This window comes from Shinella pollutisoli, assembly GCF_024609765.1.
In the GTDB taxonomy this organism is placed as follows: domain Bacteria; phylum Pseudomonadota; class Alphaproteobacteria; order Rhizobiales; family Rhizobiaceae; genus Shinella; species Shinella pollutisoli.
The window spans coordinates 99,686-118,702 of record NZ_JANFDG010000003.1; the positions used below are offsets into that span (position 1 = coordinate 99,686).

General features: G+C 68.1%; 21 protein-coding genes. 5 read left to right on the forward strand and 16 right to left on the reverse strand.

Annotation, left to right across the window (positions count from 1 at the left end; translation table 11 throughout):
- Window positions 1–132: 132 nt before the first annotated feature.
- The 4 genes from leuB to NNZ72_RS03320 all read right to left on the reverse strand — a co-directional run bounded on the left by leuB (window position 133) and on the right by NNZ72_RS03320 (window position 2,773).
- The gene (gene leuB / locus NNZ72_RS03305) at window positions 133–1,245 is read right to left on the reverse strand and encodes a 3-isopropylmalate dehydrogenase (RefSeq protein WP_257312704.1); all 1,113 of its coding nucleotides are present in this window, start codon (window positions 1,243–1,245) and stop codon (window positions 133–135) included.
- Between the two features lie 100 nt (window positions 1,246–1,345).
- Entirely contained in the window at window positions 1,346–1,732 is a 387-nt protein-coding gene (locus tag NNZ72_RS03310; RefSeq protein WP_257312707.1) for a RidA family protein, read from the reverse strand.
- A gap of 41 nt (window positions 1,733–1,773) precedes the next feature.
- A complete protein-coding gene (gene leuD / locus NNZ72_RS03315) occupies window positions 1,774–2,379 on the reverse strand; it encodes a 3-isopropylmalate dehydratase small subunit (RefSeq protein ID WP_257312710.1) in 606 nt (201 codons plus the stop codon).
- Window positions 2,380–2,524: 145 nt separating this feature from the next.
- Entirely contained in the window at window positions 2,525–2,773 is a 249-nt protein-coding gene (locus tag NNZ72_RS03320) for a hypothetical protein (RefSeq protein ID WP_257312713.1), read from the reverse strand.
- Between the two features lie 108 nt (window positions 2,774–2,881).
- On the opposite strand from NNZ72_RS03320, the gene NNZ72_RS03325 reads away from it, so the two are divergent.
- The gene (locus tag NNZ72_RS03325) at window positions 2,882–3,793 is read left to right on the forward strand and encodes an HpcH/HpaI aldolase/citrate lyase family protein (protein WP_257312716.1); all 912 of its coding nucleotides are present in this window, start codon (window positions 2,882–2,884) and stop codon (window positions 3,791–3,793) included.
- On the forward strand, window positions 3,790–3,996 hold the full coding sequence (locus tag NNZ72_RS03330; protein WP_257312719.1) for a DUF1737 domain-containing protein: 207 nt from the start codon (window positions 3,790–3,792) through the stop codon (window positions 3,994–3,996). Before NNZ72_RS03325 ends, NNZ72_RS03330 begins: the two co-directional genes overlap by 4 nt.
- Window positions 3,997–4,009: 13 nt before the next feature.
- Here the strand turns inward: NNZ72_RS03330 and NNZ72_RS03335 are convergent, their stop codons facing one another.
- Together NNZ72_RS03335 and NNZ72_RS03340 are read right to left on the reverse strand one after the other, a co-directional pair.
- The gene (locus NNZ72_RS03335) at window positions 4,010–4,444 is read right to left on the reverse strand and encodes a metallopeptidase family protein (RefSeq protein WP_257312722.1); all 435 of its coding nucleotides are present in this window, start codon (window positions 4,442–4,444) and stop codon (window positions 4,010–4,012) included.
- Between the two features lie 17 nt (window positions 4,445–4,461).
- Entirely contained in the window at window positions 4,462–4,692 is a 231-nt protein-coding gene (locus NNZ72_RS03340; RefSeq protein WP_257312726.1) for a hypothetical protein, read from the reverse strand.
- Between the two features lie 119 nt (window positions 4,693–4,811).
- On the opposite strand from NNZ72_RS03340, the gene NNZ72_RS03345 reads away from it, so the two are divergent.
- From NNZ72_RS03345 to NNZ72_RS03355, 3 genes are all read left to right on the forward strand, one after another.
- Entirely contained in the window at window positions 4,812–5,123 is a 312-nt protein-coding gene (locus NNZ72_RS03345) for a (2Fe-2S)-binding protein (protein WP_257312728.1), read from the forward strand.
- Window positions 5,089–5,574 (forward strand): bacterioferritin, encoded by a 486-nt coding sequence (gene bfr, locus NNZ72_RS03350; RefSeq protein ID WP_257312731.1) that lies wholly within the window; start codon window positions 5,089–5,091, stop codon window positions 5,572–5,574. Before NNZ72_RS03345 ends, bfr begins: the two co-directional genes overlap by 35 nt.
- 320 nt (window positions 5,575–5,894) lie before the next feature.
- Entirely contained in the window at window positions 5,895–8,921 is a 3,027-nt protein-coding gene (locus tag NNZ72_RS03355) for a calcium-binding protein (RefSeq protein ID WP_257312734.1), read from the forward strand.
- 51 nt (window positions 8,922–8,972) lie between these two features.
- Here NNZ72_RS03355 and NNZ72_RS03360 read toward each other — a convergent pair whose 3' ends face one another.
- The 10 genes from NNZ72_RS03360 to obgE form a co-directional block, all read right to left on the reverse strand.
- A complete protein-coding gene (locus NNZ72_RS03360; RefSeq protein ID WP_257312737.1) occupies window positions 8,973–9,488 on the reverse strand; it encodes an RNA pyrophosphohydrolase in 516 nt (171 codons plus the stop codon).
- An 18-nt stretch (window positions 9,489–9,506) separates the two neighbouring features.
- Window positions 9,507–10,703 carry a divergent polysaccharide deacetylase family protein gene (locus tag NNZ72_RS03365; RefSeq protein ID WP_257312738.1) on the reverse strand — a complete coding sequence of 399 codons (1,197 nt, stop codon included), beginning with the start codon at window positions 10,701–10,703 and terminating at the stop codon, window positions 9,507–9,509.
- A 121-nt stretch (window positions 10,704–10,824) separates the two neighbouring features.
- The gene (locus NNZ72_RS03370; RefSeq protein WP_257312742.1) at window positions 10,825–12,147 is read right to left on the reverse strand and encodes a S41 family peptidase; all 1,323 of its coding nucleotides are present in this window, start codon (window positions 12,145–12,147) and stop codon (window positions 10,825–10,827) included.
- Window positions 12,137–13,546 (reverse strand): murein hydrolase activator EnvC family protein, encoded by a 1,410-nt coding sequence (locus tag NNZ72_RS03375; RefSeq protein ID WP_371747685.1) that lies wholly within the window; start codon window positions 13,544–13,546, stop codon window positions 12,137–12,139. Before NNZ72_RS03375 ends, NNZ72_RS03370 begins: the two co-directional genes overlap by 11 nt.
- 102 nt (window positions 13,547–13,648) lie before the next feature.
- On the reverse strand, window positions 13,649–14,131 hold the full coding sequence (gene rlmH, locus NNZ72_RS03380) for a 23S rRNA (pseudouridine(1915)-N(3))-methyltransferase RlmH (RefSeq protein WP_257312745.1): 483 nt from the start codon (window positions 14,129–14,131) through the stop codon (window positions 13,649–13,651).
- Window positions 14,132–14,180: 49 nt separating this feature from the next.
- Window positions 14,181–14,654 carry a ribosome silencing factor gene (gene rsfS, locus NNZ72_RS03385; RefSeq protein ID WP_257313109.1) on the reverse strand — a complete coding sequence of 158 codons (474 nt, stop codon included), beginning with the start codon at window positions 14,652–14,654 and terminating at the stop codon, window positions 14,181–14,183.
- A gap of 40 nt (window positions 14,655–14,694) precedes the next feature.
- Complete coding sequence (locus NNZ72_RS03390; RefSeq protein ID WP_257313111.1) at window positions 14,695–15,303, reverse strand: nicotinate-nucleotide adenylyltransferase; 609 nt, start codon at window positions 15,301–15,303, stop codon at window positions 14,695–14,697.
- A gap of 37 nt (window positions 15,304–15,340) precedes the next feature.
- The gene (locus NNZ72_RS03395; protein WP_257312749.1) at window positions 15,341–16,612 is read right to left on the reverse strand and encodes a glutamate-5-semialdehyde dehydrogenase; all 1,272 of its coding nucleotides are present in this window, start codon (window positions 16,610–16,612) and stop codon (window positions 15,341–15,343) included.
- Window positions 16,605–17,765 (reverse strand): glutamate 5-kinase, encoded by a 1,161-nt coding sequence (gene proB / locus NNZ72_RS03400; protein WP_257312752.1) that lies wholly within the window; start codon window positions 17,763–17,765, stop codon window positions 16,605–16,607. Before proB ends, NNZ72_RS03395 begins: the two co-directional genes overlap by 8 nt.
- A 2-nt stretch (window positions 17,766–17,767) precedes the next feature.
- On the reverse strand, window positions 17,768–18,769 hold the full coding sequence (gene obgE, locus NNZ72_RS03405; protein WP_257312754.1) for a GTPase ObgE: 1,002 nt from the start codon (window positions 18,767–18,769) through the stop codon (window positions 17,768–17,770).
- Window positions 18,770–19,017 lie beyond the last annotated feature (248 nt).

Sequence of the window (19,017 nt, forward strand, 5' to 3'; positions counted from 1 at the left end):
GGGACCTGCCTCATGAGACGATGATGGTTCGGGAAAACGATACGGCATGTCTCCTTCTCCCCGTTTACGGGGAGAAGGTGGCCGGCAGACGGGATGAGGGGCTTGGGCCCTGCCCTCCCGACGCCGGAAGCCTCAGGCGTAGTGCTTCCTGAACGCCGTAAGGATCGCGTCGCCCATCTCGGCGGTGCCGACCTGGCGGCAGCCCTCGGCCATGATGTCGCCGGTGCGGATACCGCTGTCGAGCACCTCGGCGATCGCCTGCTCCAGCCTGTCGGCGTCCTCGACGAGGTTGAACGAGTAGCGCAGGCACATGGCGAAGGAGGCGATCATGGCGATCGGGTTGGCGATGCCCTTGCCGGCGATGTCGGGCGCCGAGCCGTGCACGGGCTCGTAGAGCGCCTTGCGCTTGCCGGTCTTCGGGTCGGGGGCGCCGAGCGAGGCGGACGGCAGCATGCCGAGCGAGCCGGTAAGCATGGCGGCGACGTCGGAGAGCATGTCGCCGAACAGGTTGTCGGTGACGATCACGTCGAACTGCTTCGGCGCCCGCACCAGCTGCATGCCGCCGGCGTCGGCGAGCATGTGGTCGAGCTGGACGTCGGAGTAGCTGCGCTTGTGCGTCTCGGTCACGACCTGGTTCCAGAGCACGCCGGACTTCATGACGTTGCGCTTCTCCATCGAGCAGACGCGGTTCCTGCGGGTGCGCGCGAGCTCGAAGGCGACGCCGGCGATGCGCTCGATCTCGTAGGTGTCGTAGACCTGCGTGTCGATGCCGCGCTTCTGGCCGTTGCCGAGGTCGATGATCTCCTTCGGCTCGCCGAAATAGACGCCGCCCGTGAGCTCCCGCACGATCAGGATGTCGAGGCCCTCGACCAGCTCCGGCTTCAGCGAGGAGGCGCTGGCGAGCGCCGGGTAGCAGATCGCCGGGCGCAGGTTGGCGAAGAGCTTCAGGTCCTTGCGCAGGCGCAGGAGGCCCGCCTCCGGGCGCACCTCGTAGGGCACCGCGTCCCATTTCGGGCCGCCGACGGCGCCGAACAGCACGGCGTCGGCGGCAAGCGCCTTCTCCATGTCGCCTTCGGAGATCGCCGCCCCATGGGCGTCGTAGGCGCAGCCGCCGACGAGGCCCTCGTCGGTCGTGAAGCCGGCGCCGCGCTCGGCGTTCATGTAGGCGATGATCTTGCGGACTTCCGCCATGGCTTCCGGGCCGATGCCGTCGCCGGGCAGGAGGAGAAGGGTGCGGGTCGTCATGGGAATATCCTTGGTCGCGGAGGGCGGGAAGACGTTCGCGCGCTTCTTAGCGCAACTTCCGTTCAAGGAAAATCGTTATCCGGCAAGAAATTTGCGCGGCTCAGGCGCGCTCGCGGCGCAGCGCCGTCACCTCGATCTCGATCAGCATCTCCGGGCGGATGAGGCCGCAGACGACCATGGTGGCGGCCGGCCGCACCGGCCCGAAGGTCTCTCCGAGGATCGGGAAGACGCGGTCGGCGAAGGCGGCGTCGGTTACGTAATAATGGCAGCGCACGACGTCGGCGAGGGAAAAGCCCGCGTCCTCCAGCACCCTGCCGATGGTGGCGAGGCAAGTGCGCGTCTGGTCCTCGACGCTCTCCGGCATGGTCATCGTCGTGTAGTCGTAGCCGGTGGTGCCGGAGACGAAGCACCAGTCGCCGTCGACGACGGCGCGGGAATAGCCCGCCGTCGTCTCGAAGGGGGAGCCGGAGGAGATCAGCCGGCGCATCGGGCCCCCGGGATTAGAACCAAGGGATTAGAACCAAGGGATCAGGCCCAGGGACGCGACGTGGCGGTCTGCTTCTCGAACGTGTCGATGGCCGACGCCTTCTCCAGCGTCAGGCCGATGTCGTCGAGGCCGTTCAGCAGGCAATGGCGGCGGAAGGCGTCGATCTTGAAGCCGATGCGGCCGCCGTCCGGGCCGGTGATTTCCTGGGCTTCCAGGTCGACCGTCAGGACGGCGTTCGAGCCGCGGCTGGCGTCGTCCATCAGCTTGTCGAGGTCTTCCTGGCTGACGACGATCGGCAGGATGCCGTTCTTGAAACAGTTGTTGTAGAAGATGTCGGCGAAGCTCGTCGAGATGACGCAGCGGATGCCGAAGTCGAGGAGCGCCCAGGGCGCGTGCTCGCGCGAGGAGCCGCAGCCGAAATTGTCGCCGGCGACCAGGATGGTCGCGTTCTGGTAGGCGGGCTTGTTCAGCACGAAATCCGGGTTCGGGCTGCCGTCCTCGAGATAGCGCGCCTCCGCGAAGAGGCCCTTGCCGAGACCGGTGCGCTTGATGGTCTTCAGGTAGTCCTTCGGGATGATCATGTCCGTGTCGATGTTGACGACGGGAAGCGGCGCGGCGACGCCGGTCAGCCTGACGAACTTTTCCATGGCGGATACCTCGAATGGGAATGATGTCGTGGCCAAGCGTTTAGATCAGTTTCCCCGCGATTTGAAGGGAAATCTTGGCCTTCGCCGCGCAGACGCGCGGGAAACCGGGCGCCGGAGCACCCGGTGGAGCCGCCGGGCTGCAGGCTCAGAGGTCGATAATGGTGCCGCGGCCGTCGTTCCAGATGCGCGGCTCGCGCCCGCCGGGCGCGGCCTTGCGGCAGCGCGCCGTGGCGCGGACCGGGGCCGGCTGGAGCTTGCCGGCGAGCATGCTGCCGAGCGCCAGCACGGCGAGGATGCCGGCGATGGCGAGGCCGACGGAGGCGGCGAACAGGACGGTCGCGCCGGCGACGAGGATGGCGAAGACGGTGAAGATGGCGGAGCGGATGCGCTGCATTGGATTGTGCCCTTTCTCTGAAGGCAATGTGGGGGGCGATCTTGTCCATTGCAAGGCGGAATTCGGTCGGACTTGCCGGCTGCGGCAAAGCGCGGCAAAAAGGGTCGCATGAACAGGACGCCCCACCACCATCCGCTCCGCCTGCGCCGTTCGGTGCTGAGCGTTCCCGCCGCGAACGCCCGGGCGCTCGCGAAGTCCGCGAGCCTCGATTGCGACGCGATCATCTTCGACCTGGAGGATTCCGTCCTGCCGGAGAAGAAGGCGGAGGCGCGCGAGGCCCTCGTCGCCCATTTCGCGGCGTTCGACCGGTCGGTCGGGCGCGAGCACGTCATCCGGATCAATGCGCTGTCGGGGCCGGACGGAGCCGCCGACCTCGAGGCGGTGCTCGCCTGCATGCCGGATGCGGTGCTGCTGCCGAAGGTGAGCGAGCCGCAGGACATCCTGACGGCCGCGGACTGGCTTTCGGAAGCCGGGGCGGACGAGACCCCGCGCCTCTGGGCGATGATCGAGACGGCCGCCGCCCTCCTCAACATCGGCGCCATCGCCGAGACGGGGCGCACCCATGGCGGCCGGCTCGACTGCTTCGTCGTCGGCCTCAACGACCTGCGCAAGGAAACGGGCATCGCCGACGTCGCCGGCCGGCCCTACCTCGTGCCGCTCCTGATGCAGGTGATCGTCGCCGCGCGCGCCTCGGGGCTCGACGTCGTCGACAGCGTCTTCAACGACTTCGCCGACAGCGAGGGGCTTGCGGCGGAATGCCGGCAGGGCCGGCTGATGGGCTTCGACGGCAAGATGCTGATCCATCCGGCGCAGATCGACGTCGCCAACGAGGCCTTCGGCGTCGACGAGGGGGACGCGGCCGAGGCGCTCGCCATCGTCTCCGCCTTCTCGGCGCCGGAAAATGCCGGCAGGGGCGTCGTCAACCTGCGCGGCCGGATGGTCGAGAAGCTGCATGCCGAACAGGCCGAGCGGCTGCTCGCCAAGGCCGACCTGATCAACGAGAGGAAGAAGCGCCGATGAAAGTCTATCGATTCCTGACCGGTCCGGACGACGCCTCCTTCTGCCACAAGGTCACGCTGGCGCTGAACAGGGGCTGGGAGCTGCACGGCTCGCCGTCCTATGCCTACAACGACGAGACGCGGCAGATGCAGTGCGGCCAGGCGGTGGTGAAGGACGTGCCGGGCAAGGACTACACGCCGGACATCAAGCTCTCGGAACAGTAGAGGGCGTGCGGGCTCAGCCCGCCGCGATCTCGGCGCTCGCCTCGATCCTCTCCATGTCGTCGTCCGACAGGCCGAAGTGATGGCCGATCTCGTGGATCAGCACGTGGGTGATGATGTCGCCCAGCGTCTCCTCGTTCTCCGCCCAGTAGTCGAGGATCGGGCGGCGGTAGAGGGTGATGCGGTTCGGCATCTCGCCGGTCTCGACCGTGAAGCGCTCGCCGATGCCGCGGCCCTCGAACAGGCCGAGCAGGTCGAAGGGCGTTTCCAGCGCCATGTCCTCATAGACGTCGTCGCTCGGGAACTCGGCGATCTCGATGATGAGGTTGCCGGTCAGCGCGCGGAACTCCTCCGGCAGATGACCATAGGCTTCGAGCGCCAGCGATTCGAACGTGCTGATCGTCGGCGCGTGGCGGTTGCGCCAATCCTCGGTCTGGTCGATGCGGGCCATGGGGTCTCCTTTGCCCGTCATATAGACGATTTTTCCCGCTTTTCGAGGGCGGATTTTGCGAAACCGGCCGCCGCCGCCGCGGCGGGCATCGATTCGACCCGGCGGCGGCCGGCACGGGCCATCCGCCGGCCGGGGCCGGAATCGGGGGATTGCAATAAAATGTGATCGGCCGGCGCCTGCGACAAAATGGTCGCCGCCCGCGCGTTTCCTCTCACGTAACGGCATGAAAATACGATGTTATTTGTCAAGTTTAGAATCGGTCTAAATTAATGGGACAGCAGGGTTGACCTGTTCTTTCTTGACAGCAAATGTCCTCTTTTGCTTAATCCCGGAAACTCAGTACATTGCGTATGGCAGGCACGACGAAATGCTGGTTTGCAGCTGCAATTTCATCTCCGAAAAGGAAATCGTGGATGTGATCAACACCCTCCTCGACGAGGACTGTTGGCAGTTGATCGTGCCCGCGAAAGTCTACCATGCGATGCAGAAACGGGGCCGTTGCTGCGGCTGTTTCCCCAACGTCGTCGACATCATCGTCCGCACCACCGAGCAGTATCACGCCCGCCGCGACTCGACGGAAGCCGAGATATTTGATTTCATGATCCGCCTCAAACAATTCCATGAAGATAACAGGAGAGCGGACCTTGAAAGGCGACAAAAAAGTCATCGAGCAGCTTAACGAAGCGCTCTATCTCGAGCTGGGCGCTGTCAACCAGTACTGGCTCCACTACCGCCTTCTCGAAGACTGGGGTTACACGCTTCTCGCCAAGAAGGAGCGTGCCGAGTCGATCGAGGAGATGCACCACGCCGACAAGCTCGTCTCGCGCATCATCTTCCTCGAAGGCCACCCCAATCTCCAGACCGTGGCGCCGCTGCGCATCGGCCAGACCGTCCGGGAAGTGCTGGAAGCCGACCTCGCCGGCGAATACGACGCCCGCACGGCCTACAAGAAGTCGCGCGACATCTGTCATGACGCTGGCGATTACGTCAGCATGAAGCTTTTCGAGGAACTGCTGGCCGACGAGGAAGGGCATATCGACTTCCTCGAGACCCAGCTCGAGCTGCTCGGCAAGCTCGGCGAGGAGAAGTACGGCCAGCTCAACGCCGCCCCGGCGAACGAAGCCGAATAAGCCTCCCGCATCGCGAAGATCGAAGAAATCCCCGGCCTCGTCCGGGGATTTTTCGTTTCCGACCCTGTTCCCGCGGGAACAGGGTCCGTCCGGCGCACCCGGTCTTGCCCCTCCGTCAGTTCCCGGGGGAACAGGGAAGCAAATTTTTCTGCCGAATATAGCCGGCAAGAACACGGACGCATCCGTCCGTGCTCGATCGGACGAAATGCCTCCCCGGCGTCCGGCAGGACGCCTTCCCAGAACCCCGGATGCTCCGGCGCGATCCGCCTGCAGGCGGACGCGCAGGGCGGAGCCGTGCCGGGATAGACCAGGAGAACCGAATGGGTACGATCATGGGTACGAACGCCGCCGACACGCTGGTCGGCAGCGATCTCGAGAATGACTTCATCATGGCGCTCGACGGCGCCGACAGGGTCGACGGCGGCATGGGCGCCGACCAGATCTTCGCCGGCAGCGGCGACGACGTCGTCGACGGCGCCTTCCAGGGCGACTTCATCATCGGCGACGAGGGCAACGATACGCTCTCGGGCGGCAGCGGCGACGACATGATCGACGGCGGCTACGGTGCCGACACGCTGAACGGCGGCTCCGGCCGCGACACGCTGATGGTCGGCCGGCTCGAGACCGCCTCGGGCGACGTCGTCGACGGCGGCTCCGGCACGGACCGGCTGATGATCGACTATTCCGACCAGAGCGCTGGGCTCGACATCACCATCCGCGACTGGATCTCGCCGCAGACGCTCACCGGCAACGTGCGCGTGACCAATGTCGAGAGCTTCCAGATCACCGGCACGGACTTCAACGACCGCATCACCGGCGGCAACTATGCCGACATGCTGACCGGCGGGCGGGGCAACGACATCCTGTCGGGCGGCCGCGGCGCCGACATGCTGTCGGGCGACGAGGGCAGCGACACGCTGCGCGGCGGATACGGCAGCGACTACGTCACGGGCGGCGCGGACAACGACACGCTCTACGGTGACGCCGGCAGCGACCTGCTCTACGGCGGCGACGGCGTCGATACGGTCTATGGCGGCGACGGCGCGGACTATGTCTACGGCGATGCCGGCAACGACCGGCTTGCCGGCGACCGGGGCGACGACGTCGTCTCCGGCGGCGACGGCGACGACACCGTCAACGGCGGCGAGGGCAACGACTACCTCGAGGGCGGCCGCGGCAACGACCGCATCGAGGGCGGCGCCGGCCACGACACGATCGTCTACACCTTCGGCCAGGGCCGGGACACGATCACCGACAGCGCCGGCAGCGACCGGCTGGCGATCAACGCCTTCAACGGCAACTTCACCGCCAAGGCCGCAAGCCTCGCCAACACGATCGACGGCGGCACGTCCTTCAAGGGGATCGAGCACTACACGATCTATGCGACGGGCTCCGGCGCCAACCGGATCACTACCGGCTCGGGCAACGACGTGGTGGATTCGGGTGCGGGCAACGATGTGCTCGGCGGCGGCGCCGGCTACGACCGGCTGCATGCCGGCACCGGCCGCGACAAGGTGTCGGCGGGTGCCGGCAACGACTATGTCAGCCTCGGCAGCGGCGGCGCGGATGCGGCCGACGGCGGCACGGGCACCGACACGGTCGCCGTCGACCGCCGCGACGGCAAGTCCTCGCTGACCTTCCAGGCGACCGGCGCCTCGGCCAAGCTCAGCGACGGCACGAGCCTGAAGAACTTCGAGCACATCGAGGTGTCCTTCGGTGCCGGCAACGACGTGGTGAAGTCGGTCGGCTCGGCGAAGTCCGTGGTCTTTTCCGGCGGCGCCGGCAACGACAAGCTGATCGGCACGAAGGGCGGCGACGTTCTCGACGGCGGCACGGGCAACGACTCCCTCGTGTCGGGCTCCGGCAACGACCGGCTCTACGACTTCGGCGGCGTCAACAAGATCAGCGCCGGCTCCGGCAACGACCGCGTCGAGGTCGGCAACAGCCTCAGCGGCGTGACCGGCCACAACACCGTCAGCCTCGGTTCCGGCAACGACAGCTTCTACCGCACAGCCTCCACCGGCAAGCTGAAGCTAGACGGCGGCACGGGAACGGACTTCGCCGCCATCGACTTCAGCCGCTACTCGAAGGACATCACCTTCACGCTGTCGCCGAACGTCATCGTGAAGAACGCGCCGGTCGTCGTGAAGAACGTCGAGCGCGTCGGCCTCGTCGGCGGTTCCGGCAAGGACACGTTCACCGGCGGCAAGCTCGCCGACGACCTGCGCGGCGGGAACAACAACGACCGCCTCAGCGGCGGCGCCGGCAACGATCTGCTGTCGGGCGACGCCGGTCACGACACGCTGAACGGGGGCGACGGCAACGACATCCTCTACGGCGACGGCTTCGGCCGCACCGGCGGGCGCGACAAGCTCTACGGCGGCGCCGGCAACGACCGGGCGCATGCCGGCATCGGCGACTTCGCCGACGGCGGCACGGGCAGCGACGTGCTCAACCTCAACGTGGCGGAACAGTCCAAGGCCATCTCCTTCAAGTTCTCGACCGGCACCGTCAAGGTCGACGGCACGACGAGCTTCAAGGGCTTCGAGGCGCTGGAATATTCCGGCAGCAAGGGCGTGGACACCGTCACCGGCGGCAACCTCGCCGACACGCTCGACGGCAATGCCGGCAACGACGTGCTGCGCGGCGGCGGCGGCAACGACCTCCTCGAGGACGGCGCCGGCAGCGACCAGCTGTTCGGCGACGCGGGCAACGACCGCCTGCTGCGCTCCGAGTTCACCGGCAAGGACGTCTTCGACGGCGGTTCCGGCACCGACACGCTGATGTTCGGGCTCGGGCAGACGTCCGTCGTGATCGACCTCGAGAACCAGGCGAAGAACAAGGGCATGGCGCTCGGCCTCACCGTCAGGAACGTCGAGGTCATCCACGGCAGCGCGGGCGACGACGACATCCGCGGCGACGCCGGTGCCAACGTGCTCCACGGCAACGGCGCCGACGACGTGCTGCAGGGGCGTGCCGGCAACGACACGCTGGTCGGCGGGGCGGGCGACGACTGGCTGAGCGGCGGCGCCGGCCGCGACCTGTTCGTCTTCGATCGCGCCGGGCGCGACGGCGAGGGCGACACGATCACCGACTTCGCGCGCGGCCAGGACAAGCTGGTGATCGACCGGGCGGCCTACGGCATCGCTTCGGGCGACAAGGCGGTGACGCTGGCGATCGGTGCCGATCCGGTGGCCACGAGTGCGAAGGGGACGTTCCTGTTCGAGACCGACAACGGCCGCCTCTGGTTCGATGCAGACGGCAAGGGGACGGCGGCCGATCTCGAGCTGGTCGCCACGCTTCAGGGTGTCAGGACGCTGTCGACGGGCGACTTCGACCTCCTCTGAGCGGCGACGGAGAACGCCCTCCCCGGCTTTGCCGGGGAGGGCTTTTCGCGTTCACGGCGCAAGATGGGCGAAGGTCGCGACGACCTCCTCGTAGACCTTGCGCTTGAAGGGGACGATGAGCTCCGGCAGGTTGCGCATCGGCTTCCAGTCCCAGGCGTCGAATTCCGGGGCGTGGCCGCCCGGCGGCGGATTGATGGCGATCTCGCTCTCGTCGCCCGTAAAGCGGAAGGCGAACCAGCGCTGCGTCTGGCCGCGGTATTTCCCCTTGAGGCCGATGCCGATCAGGTGCTCCGGCAGGTCGTAGTTGATCCAGCGGCCGGCATCGGCGATCAGCGAGACGCTCCTGATGCCGGTCTCCTCGTAGAGCTCGCGATGGGCGGCTTCCAGCGGGTCCTCGCCCTTGTCGATGCCGCCCTGCGGCATCTGCCAGAGCTGCGGCGAGCCGTCGTATTCCGAATTGCCGACGGCGAGCCGGTGGCCGGCCCAGACGCGGTTCTCGGCGTTCAGCACCATGATGCCGACGCAGGGACGATAGGGCAGGTCTTCGGCGCGCACGGTCTTGGCCATGGAAATTCCCCGGAAAAGCTATTGTCCGGCGGGCATGCCGGCAAGCGAGGCGACGCCGACGATCTCGATGCCGCGCCCGCCCGCTTCTTCGCACCATTCGCGGATCGCGTCCACGCTTTCGTCGAAGGCCGAGGCGATGCCGATCGCCGTGCCGTTGCGCCGCGCGATGCGCTCCAGCTCGTCGAGCTTCCTCAGGATCGCCTCGCGGGCGAGCTCGCCGTCGAGCTGCAGGTCGGCGAAGGCATGCGGTGCCTCGATGGCGCCGGCGATCGTGCCGGAGAGCGACTGCGCCGAGCTGCCGTCGTCGAGGAAGAGGAGGCCGCGGCCGGCGATGTCGCGCATCACCGGCTCCAGCGCGTCGGCGTCGGCGAGGAAGCGGCCGCCCATGAAATTGACGATGCCGGTATAGTTGGTGATCCGCGCCATGGCGCGATGGAGGTCGGCGATGGTCTTCTGCCGGCCGGTGTCGGTGCGCAACGTATAGGGGCCGGGATCGTTCTGCGGATAGTCGAACGGCTCCATGGGCATCTGCAGCAGAATCTCGTGGCCGTCGCGGCGCGCATCCTGCATCCAGCGCGCGAGGCTGTTGCCGCTGGCGGCGAAGGCGAGCGTCACCTCGCCCGGCAGCTCGCGGATCGCCCGCTGCGTGCCGGTCTGGCTGAGGCCGAGGCCGCCGACGACGATGGCGATGCGCGTGCCGCGCGCGCCGGACCAGGGCCGGGCGTACTGGTCCATCGGCCGCGTGCCGTCGAGGCCGATGACGGGGATCCTGCCCTCCGGCGTCTCCTCCAGCAGGTCCTCGTTGGGGAAGGCGGCCGAGCGCGCGTCCTGGCCGATGCGGCTCGCCTCCAGGATCAGCGGGCCCTTGCCGTCGCGCGTGCCGGGGGTGAAGGTGCGCACCACGCTGCCGTCGTCGGTCATCGTCTCGGAAACGCGGGCGCCGGACAGGCCCTTCTCGCGCCGCACGCCATCCCTTTCCGCCGGCGCCCGGCCGGCGACGGCCGTGTCGCCGTCGGTGGCGGCCTCCTCGGCGGGCACCGTCGGGGGCGCATGGCTGAGGCCGCTCGGCGCAAGCGCCGTCCAGCCGGAGAAGGCGAGCAGCCCGACCGCCGCGAGCGCGGAAAAGACCGTTCCGGCGGAGAACCGCGACGGTCCCGCCGGATCCGGCCTCGCCTTGCGGTCCCGGCCGAGTGGTGCGTGAATGTCAGTGCCCAAGGTCGCTCGCGGCCCGCCGGATATGCTGCGGCAATTCCAGCAAAAATGTGTAGCGGTTTGTCCGGAATTGCGTGAAACGAAAGGCATCCGGGCCCCCGGCGACCGGGAGCCCGGACGGAGGTTACTGCTTCAGTTCCGCCTTTTCCGGACTGGCGGGGAAGGACGGATCGGTCTTCTCGCCGCGCAGGAGCTGCAGCGCGTATTGAAGCTGCAGGTCGTCCTTGGCCTCCGGCGGCACGTAGGCGGCCGAACCGGACCCTTCCTCCGTCTCGTTCTGGCCCTGGATGTGCCCGCGCAGGTTGGATTCGCCGGCGGCCTCCAGCTTGCCCTGCAATTCGGGCGGCAGCGGCTGGTCGACGATGATGTCGGGCGTGATGCCCGTGCCCTGGATCGACTTGCCCGACGGCGTGTAGTAGAGCGCCGTCGTCAGGCGCAGCGCGCCGGCCTCGCCCATCGGGATGATGGTCTGCACCGAGCCCTTGCCGAAGGAACGCGTGCCGAGCACGGTGGCGCGGCGCAGGTCCTGCAGCGCGCCGGCGACGATCTCCGAGGCCGAGGCCGAGCCGCCGTTGATCATCACGACCACCGGCTTGCCGTCGGAGAGGTCGCCCGGCGAGGCGTTGAAGCGGCGCGTCTCGTCCTCGTTGCGGCCGCGGGTGGAGACCACCTCGCCGCGCTCCAGGAAGGCGTCGGAGACGTTGATCGCCTGGTCGAGCAGGCCGCCGGGGTTGAGGCGGAGATCCAGCACGTAGCCCTTCAGCTTGTCGGCCGGCACCTCTTCCTTGATCTTGGCGAAGGCGTTTTCCAAGTCGTCGTAGGTCTTCTCCGTGAAGGAGAGGACGCGCAGGTAGCCGACGTCGTTCTCGACGCGGAACTTCACCGCCTTGACGGCGATGATGTCGCGCATGATCGTCAGCTCGATCGGCTTGTCGGCGCCCTTGCGGATCAGCGTCAGCTTGATCGGCGTGTTGACCGCGCCGCGCATCTTCTCGACCGCCTCTTCCAGCTTCAGGCCGCGCACGTCCTTGCCGTCGATCTTGGAAATGAAGTCGCCGGCGAGCACGCCGGCGCGGGCGGCGGGCGTGTCGTCGATCGGCGCGATGACCTTGACGAGCTCGTCCTCCATCGTCACCTCGATGCCCAGCCCGCCGAATTCGCCGCGCGTCTGCGTGCGCATGTCCTCGGCGTCCTTGGCGTTCATGTAGGAGGAGTGCGGATCGAGCGAGGTCAGCATGCCGTTGATGGCGTTCTCGATCAGCTGGTCCTCCTTGGGCGGCGTCACGTATTGCGCGCGCACGCGCTCGAAGACGTCGCCGAAGATCGACAGCTCGCGGTAGGTCGACGAACCGGCGGCCTCCGCAGGCAGGGTCGCCGTGTTGATGACGCTCATGGCCGTCGCACCCATCAGTGCGCCGACGAGAACAAGTGAAGCCCTACGAATCATTGCGTGCCTTTCCAGAGTCTTTCGCGGACCACCAGGGCCGGGAATCAACCGGTTTTCCATTCTTTCGGAACTCAATGTAAAGTGTCGGCTTGTCCGTTTCCAGCGTCAAGGCGTTGACACTCGCCACCCTTTTCTCACCCATCACGGCGAGCGGCTCGCCGGCGACGACGAACTGCCCTTCCCGCACGTTCACCCGGTCCATGCCGGACAGGACGAGGTGAAAGCCGTCCCCGGCGTTGAGGATGATCATGCGGCCGTAACTGCGGAACGTGCCGGCGAAGACGATCCATCCGTCGGCGGGGGCGGTCACGAGCGCGCCGGGATTGGCGGCGAGGATCACCCCTTGCGATTCGTGGCCCGTGCCGTCGGCGTCGCCGAATCGGCGCAGCACGTCGCCGGCCACCGGATAGTCGAGCTTCTCGTGCAGTTCCTGGAACGGATATGCCGGAGCAATGCGGTTTTTGTCGGGCACGCCGCTCTGGGCGAGCGCCCTCGCCCTCTCGCGCTCGGCCTCGCTCTGGTTGCGCCGCTCCTCTTCCCTGGCGCGCGCGAGTGCCGCGGCATCGCGCACCGAGCCGATCTCGCGCTCCAGGCTGCCGATCAGGCCCTCGAGGCTTCCGGCGCGGGCGGCGAGCTCCTCGGCGCGGCGGCGTTCGGCGGCGAGCGTGCGGCTGTTCGTCTCCTTGAGCGCCTCGTTGCGGGCGATCAGGAGCTCGGAGCGCTTCTCCTCCTCGATGCGCAGGCGCATGGCGGAGGCGAGATCGGCCTTCTCCGCCTCGATCTGCCGGCGCACGTCGGAGAGCGCCGTGAGGTCGGCGGCGAGCTCCTCCGTCTCGCTGCGGATGCCGGGCACGACGGCGCCGAGCAGGATGGCGCTGCGCACGGAGGAGAGCGCATCCTCGGGCTTGACGAGGAGCGCAGGCGGCGGGTTGCGGCCCATGCGCTGCAGCGCCGCCAGCACCTCGGCGAGCAGGCCGCGCCGCTCGTGCAGCGAGGCGCGCACGGCATCCTCCTCCGCACGCATGCCCTCCAGGCGCTTCTCGCCGTCGAGGATCTTCCCCTCCATTTCCTTGCGGACGGCGGCGGACCTGACGATCGCCTCGCGCAGGTCCTGGCGCGTCTTCTCCAGCACGGCGATCTCGGCCTCCAGCTCCTTCGCCCGCTCCGTCGACAGCGTGATCGTCTGCGACAGCGCCTCCAGCTCGCGCCGGGTGCTGTCGCGGCGCAAGGCCAGCGCAGCGGCGGGATCGGGCTCGACCTTCGGCAGCGAGGCGGTCTTTTCCAGGGCGACGCCGGGCTCGGCGGAAAGCGGCGCCGGCAGGAGCAGGACGGCCAGCACCGCCCGCCGCAACAGGCGGCCGACGCCCCGTCCCGGATTGGATCTGCCGGCTCTCCTCATCGCGTCCAGGACGTCCGTTCCTTCCCCATTCTGCCGAAGTCTTCCATATCGCCAAGAAACCGCGCCGAAAATACGGCTTGAGCCTTGCGCGACGGTATCGTCTCAGACGCGGTGGTAGGGATGGCCGGAGAGGATGGTGACGGCGCGGTAGAGCTGCTCGGCGATCAGGATGCGCACGAGCTGGTGCGGCCAGGTGAGCCGGCCGAGGCAGAGAATCGCGTCGGCGCGGTCGCGGAGCGCGGGGTCGAGCCCGTCGGCGCCGCCGACGGCGATCACGAGGTCGCGCTTGCCGGCGTCGCGGAAGCCCGCGAGCAGGTCGGCGAAGGCGGGGGAATCGAGCGCCTTGCCGCGCTCATCGAGCAGGACCAGCACGCCGCCTTCCGGCAGCGCCTTCTCCAGCATCGCCGCCTCTTCGCGCTTGCGCGTCTCGGCATTGCCGGCGCGGCTTTCGGCCACCTCGGAAATCCTTCCGAGATCGAGGCCGACGGCGGGGCCGGCCTTGGCGAAGCGGTCGAGATAGCGGGCCGCGAGCTCCTTCTCGGGGCCGGCCTTCAGCCGACCCACCGCAAAAAGACCGATCCGCATCGCCCGCTCCGTCCGCTCGTCTTCGCGCGGAGGCCGCGCGGTTTCCGTCTCAGTGGACGGTTCCGTCCTCGATCTCGGGAGCCGCCCACATCCGTTCGATGTTGTAGAACTCCCGCACTTCCGGCCGGAAGACGTGGACGATGATGTCGCCCGTGTCGATCAGCACCCAGTCGCCGCCTTCGAGACCCTCGACGCGGGCATTGCCCAGGCCTTCGTCCTTGAGGTCGGAGATGAGATGGTCGGCGATCGCCATGACGTGACGGTTGGAGCGTCCGGATACGACCACCATGTAGTCGCCCAGCGCCGATTTGCCGGCAATGTCGATGGTGACGATATCTTCCGCCTTGGAGTCCTCGAGGCTTGCGAGGACCAGTTGAAGGGCTCGGTCGGCGGCATCGTCGCCACGTCCCGGGCTTTTCGAGAAGGCGCTCTGGGCGCTTCCCTTCGCGTGCACTGTTGTCAGGTTCGTTCCTTTCCGTGTAACAGGACAAGCACGTCTCGCACCGGCAAAGAGCGCCGGCACACCGTAAAAGGTGGCATCAACGGGTGCCCGTTTCAAGACGTCACTTCTGAGGGATCACTTTCTCCATCGCCGCGCGGCGGCGCAGCGCGGTGGAGCTCGCCGCCGAGCGGGGGCCGTGGATGAAGGTCCAGGCGGGCGCGGGGCGGCCGGGAAGGCTTCTCGCGTGCTCCTCGTCGACGCGTGCATGGTCGAAGGTCTTGGCCATGCGGGAGGAGAGATAGGCGAGCGTCGAGCCCGGCCGGTCGACCACGGCGATCGGGAAGGTCGTGGCGATCTTCCGCCAGTTCTGCCAGTGGTGGAAGGTCGCGAGATTGTCCGCGCCCATGACCCAGACGAAGCGGATGCCGCGGTTGAGCGCCCGCACGCGCTCCAGCGTCTTCGCCGTGTAGTTCTGGCCGAGCCGCTTCTCGAAGGCCGTCACCTTGATGCGCGGGTCCGGGGCGATCGCCTCGCTCCAGCGGATGCGCTCGGCAAGCGGCGCGAGCTCGCGGTGGCTCTTCAGCGGATTGCCGGGGGTCACCATCCACCAGAGCTGGTCGAGGCCGAGACGGCGCAGCGCCGTCTCGGCGACCAGCGCATGGCCCTCGTGCGGCGGGTTGAACGAGCCGCCGAACAGGCCGACCGCCATGCCCTTCTCCACATGGGGCATCTTGAGATAGCGCTCGGCGACATCGTCCGTCGTCACGTCAGGGCCGCACCTGTCCGGTGCCGCGCACCCGGTACTTGAAGGAGGTGAGCTGCTCGACGCCGACGGGGCCGCGCGCGTGCATCTTGCCGGTGGCAATCCCGATCTCGCCGCCCATGCCGAATTCGCCGCCGTCGGCGAACTGCGTCGAGGCGTTGTGCAGCAGGATCGCCGAGTCGATCTCGTTGAAGAAGCGCTCCACCACCGCCGGATCCTCGGCGATCACCGCTTCCGTGTGGGAGGAGGACCAGCGGTTGATATGGGCGATCGCGCCGGAAATGCCGTCGACCAGGCTGACGGCGATGATGGCGTCGAGATATTCCGTCGACCAGTCCGCCTCGTTCGCGGGGACGAGGCCGGGGATCAGGGCGCGGATCTCCTCCGTCGCGCGCACCTCGCAGCCGGCCGCCTGCAACGCTTCGACGAGGGGGGCGAGATGGGTGCCGGCGACGGCGCGGTCGACGAGCAGCGTCTCGGCCGCACCGCAGATGCCGGTGCGGCGCATCTTGGCGTTGACGACGACGTTCGTCGCCATGGCGAGATCGGCGGAGGCGTCGACATAGACGTGGCAGAGGCCTTCGAGATGGGCGAAGACCGGCACGCGCGCCTCGCTCTGCACGCGGGCGACGAGGCTCTTGCCGCCGCGCGGGACGATGACGTCGATCGCGCCGTTCAGCCCCGAGAGCATGGCGCCGACGGCGGCGCGGTCCGTCACCGGGACGTACTGGATCGCGTGTTCCGGCAGGCCGGCGGCCTTGAGCCCGGCGACGAGGCAGGAATGGATAGCCTGCGATGAATGCACGCTGTCCGACCCGCCGCGGAGAATCACGGCATTGCCGGCCTTGAGGCAGAGCGCGCCGGCATCCGCCGTCACGTTCGGCCGGCTCTCGTAGATGACGCCGATGACGCCGAGCGGCGTGCGCACGCGCTCGATATGCAGGCCGTTCGGCCGGTCCCAGGCGGCGATCACGCCGCCAACCGGATCGGGGAGCGCCGCGATGTCGCGGATGGCGGCGGCGATCGCCGCGATGCGCTCCGGCGTCAGCGTCAGCCGGTCGAGGAAGGACGCGGCGACGCCGCTCTCGCGGGCGTTTTCGAGGTCGATGGCGTTGGCGGCGAGGATCGCCTCGCTGCCCGCGAGGATCTCCGCGGCCATCGCCTCCAGCGCACGGTTCTTCCGTTCGGCCGTCGCGATCGCCAGCGGCCGGGCGGCGGCGCGCGCATTGCGGCCGATTTCGGCCATCAGGCCGTCGATATCGGTCTGGTCAAGCATGGGCGACGTCCTTCTCTGCCGTGGCGGCACGTCCGGTCACGACGAGGTCGTCGCGGTGCACCATGGCGGCGCGGCCGGCATAGCCGAGGATTTCGGCGATCTCGGCGGATTTCTTGCCGGCGATCAGCCGCGCCTCGTCGGCATCGTAGCCCACGAGCCCGCGGGCGATCTCGCGCCCGCCGGTGCCGATGATCGAGACGGTATCGCCGCGCGAGAACGTGCCGGAAACGGCGCGGACGCCGGCCGGAAGCAGGCTCTTGCCGGAGGAAAGCGCGCTTTCCGCGCCCGCGTCGATCTCCAGCCGGCCGGCCGGCTGCAACTGCCCGGCGATCCACGTCTTTCGCGCGGTGACGGGGGAGCCGGAGGGGGCGAACCAGGAGGAGCGGGCGCCGTTCTCGATCGCCGACAGCGGCCGGTCGATCTTGCCCGAGGCGATGATCATGGCACAGCCGGCGCCGGTGGCGATCTTGCCGGCGTCGATCTTCGTGCGCATGCCGCCGCGCGACAGTTCGGAGGCCGCACCGCCGGCCATCGCCTCGATCTCCGGCGTGATGGCGTCGATGGTTTCGAGGAAGCGGGCGGAAGGGTCGAGATGCGGCGGCGCGGTATAGAGGCCGTCGATGTCGGAGAGCAGCACGAGCAGGTCGGCGCCCGTCATCGTCGCGACCCGGGCGGCGAGCCGGTCGTTGTCGCCGTAGCGGATCTCGGTCGTGGCGACGGTGTCGTTCTCGTTGATGATCGGCACGGCGCCGAGCTTCAGGAGCTGGCTGATCGTCGCGCGCGCGTTGAGGTAGCGCCGCCGCTCCTCGGTGTCGCCGAGGGTGAGCAGGATCTGCCCGGCGACGATGCCGTCCGCCGACAGGCTCTCCGACCAGGCGCGGGCGAGCGCGATCTGGCCGACGGCCGCGGCCGCCTGGCTTTCCTCCAGCTTCAGCGCGCCCGACGGCACCTTCAGAACCGAGCGGCCGAGCGCGATCGCGCCCGAGGAGACGACCAGCACCTCCGTGCCGCCGGCGCGAAGTGCGGCGATGTCGGCCGAGAGCGCGTCGAGCCAGGCCTTCTTCAGGCCGGCCGCCCGGTCGACGAGGAGCGCCGAGCCGATCTTGATGACGATCCGGCGGTATTTCCCGAGCGGCTTGCGGCTTTTCGTCATGGTCAGTCGCCGTTTCTCGCCGCGACGATGACGTCGCGCAGCGCCCTCAGCGTTTCCGTCATGCCGGTATGCGCCGCGGCGGACAGCTGGAACGGCGTGCGGCCGCAGGCCTTCGCCAGCGCCTTGACCTTCTTCTTCAGCGTCTCCGCGTCGACGGTGTCGATCTGCGACAGCGCGACGATCTCCGGCTTGTCCTCAAGCCCGCCGCCATAGGCCTCCAGTTCGTGCTTCACCGTCCTGTACGCCTTCGCGACGTCCTCCTCCTGGGCGGAGACGAGGTGGAGCAGCACGCGGGTGCGCTCGACATGGCCGAGGAAGCGGTCGCCGAGGCCGATGCCGTCGTGCGCGCCCTCGATCAGGCCGGGGATGTCGGCGAGGATGAATTCCTGGCCGTCGATGGTGGCCACGCCGAGGTTCGGGTGCAGTGTCGTGAAGGGATAGTTGGCGATCTTCGGCCGGGCGCGCGTGCAGGTGGCGAGGAAGGTCGACTTGCCGGCATTCGGCAGGCCGACGAGGCCGGCGTCGGCGATCAGCTTCAGCCGCAGCCAGATCGTCTTCTCCTCGCCGGCAAGGCCCGGGTTGGCCCAGTTCGGCGCCTGGTTGGTCGAGGACTTGAAATGGGCATTGCCGAAGCCGCCGTTGCCGCCGGCGGCGAGCCGGAAGCGCTGGCCCTCGGCGACGAGGTCGACGATCAGCGTCTCGTTGTCCTCCTCGAAGATCTGTGTGCCGACCGGCACCTTCAGCGTCACGCTCTGGCCGTTCGCGCCGGTGCGGTTGCGGCCCATGCCGTGCATGCCGGTCGAGGCCTTGAAATGCTGCTGGTAGCGGAAGTCGATCAGCGTGTTGAGGCCGTTGACCGCCTCCACCCAGACGTCGCCGCCGCGCCCGCCGTCGCCGCCGTCCGGGCCGCCGAACTCGATGAACTTCTCGCGCCGGAACGACACCGCGCCCGCGCCGCCGTCGCCGGACCGGATATAGACCTTCGCTTCGTCCAGAAATTTCATCGGCCGTTCTCGTCCGCCATTTGCGTTTTTGTCTCGATATAGCCGGTTCCGGCGGAGGTCAAAGATTATCGGCGAAAATCGTCGGCCGAGGCCCGGCCAGAGCCGGCGCACCCCCCGAGCCCGGGGTGCGAAAATAGAGTTTTGTTTACCTTGCCTGCCTAATTGTGCTGCGCAGCATGATCACGGCCTCCGGCGGTTCCATCCGGGCGGCCGTCCTCGTGCCGATCCTCCCCGCATCCGATGAGCGG

Bases quoted from the DNA above. Each gene is read 5' to 3' on its own strand.
- NNZ72_RS03355 (WP_257312734.1), top strand. From the start codon at position 5,895: ATGGGTACGATCATGGGTACGAACGCCGCCGACACGCTGGTCGGCAGC.
- NNZ72_RS03395 (WP_257312749.1), bottom strand. From the start codon at position 16,612: ATGCTTGACCAGACCGATATCGACGGCCTGATGGCCGAAATCGGCCGC.
- NNZ72_RS03325 (WP_257312716.1), top strand. From the start codon at position 2,882: ATGAACAGGACGCCCCACCACCATCCGCTCCGCCTGCGCCGTTCGGTG.
- NNZ72_RS03360 (WP_257312737.1), bottom strand. From the start codon at position 9,488: ATGGCCAAGACCGTGCGCGCCGAAGACCTGCCCTATCGTCCCTGCGTC.
- proB (WP_257312752.1), bottom strand. From the start codon at position 17,765: ATGACGAAAAGCCGCAAGCCGCTCGGGAAATACCGCCGGATCGTCATC.
- obgE (WP_257312754.1), bottom strand. From the start codon at position 18,769: ATGAAATTTCTGGACGAAGCGAAGGTCTATATCCGGTCCGGCGACGGC.
- NNZ72_RS03335 (WP_257312722.1), bottom strand. From the start codon at position 4,444: ATGGCCCGCATCGACCAGACCGAGGATTGGCGCAACCGCCACGCGCCG.
- NNZ72_RS03370 (WP_257312742.1), bottom strand. From the start codon at position 12,147: ATGATTCGTAGGGCTTCACTTGTTCTCGTCGGCGCACTGATGGGTGCG.
- NNZ72_RS03310 (WP_257312707.1), bottom strand. From the start codon at position 1,732: ATGCGCCGGCTGATCTCCTCCGGCTCCCCCTTCGAGACGACGGCGGGC.
- rlmH (WP_257312745.1), bottom strand. From the start codon at position 14,131: ATGCGGATCGGTCTTTTTGCGGTGGGTCGGCTGAAGGCCGGCCCCGAG.
- NNZ72_RS03330 (WP_257312719.1), top strand. From the start codon at position 3,790: ATGAAAGTCTATCGATTCCTGACCGGTCCGGACGACGCCTCCTTCTGC.
- leuB (WP_257312704.1), bottom strand. From the start codon at position 1,245: ATGACGACCCGCACCCTTCTCCTCCTGCCCGGCGACGGCATCGGCCCG.
- NNZ72_RS03320 (WP_257312713.1), bottom strand. From the start codon at position 2,773: ATGCAGCGCATCCGCTCCGCCATCTTCACCGTCTTCGCCATCCTCGTC.
- NNZ72_RS03375 (WP_371747685.1), bottom strand. From the start codon at position 13,546: ATGAGGAGAGCCGGCAGATCCAATCCGGGACGGGGCGTCGGCCGCCTG.
- NNZ72_RS03345 (WP_257312728.1), top strand. From the start codon at position 4,812: ATGCTGGTTTGCAGCTGCAATTTCATCTCCGAAAAGGAAATCGTGGAT.
- NNZ72_RS03390 (WP_257313111.1), bottom strand. From the start codon at position 15,303: ATGCCCCATGTGGAGAAGGGCATGGCGGTCGGCCTGTTCGGCGGCTCG.
- leuD (WP_257312710.1), bottom strand. From the start codon at position 2,379: ATGGAAAAGTTCGTCAGGCTGACCGGCGTCGCCGCGCCGCTTCCCGTC.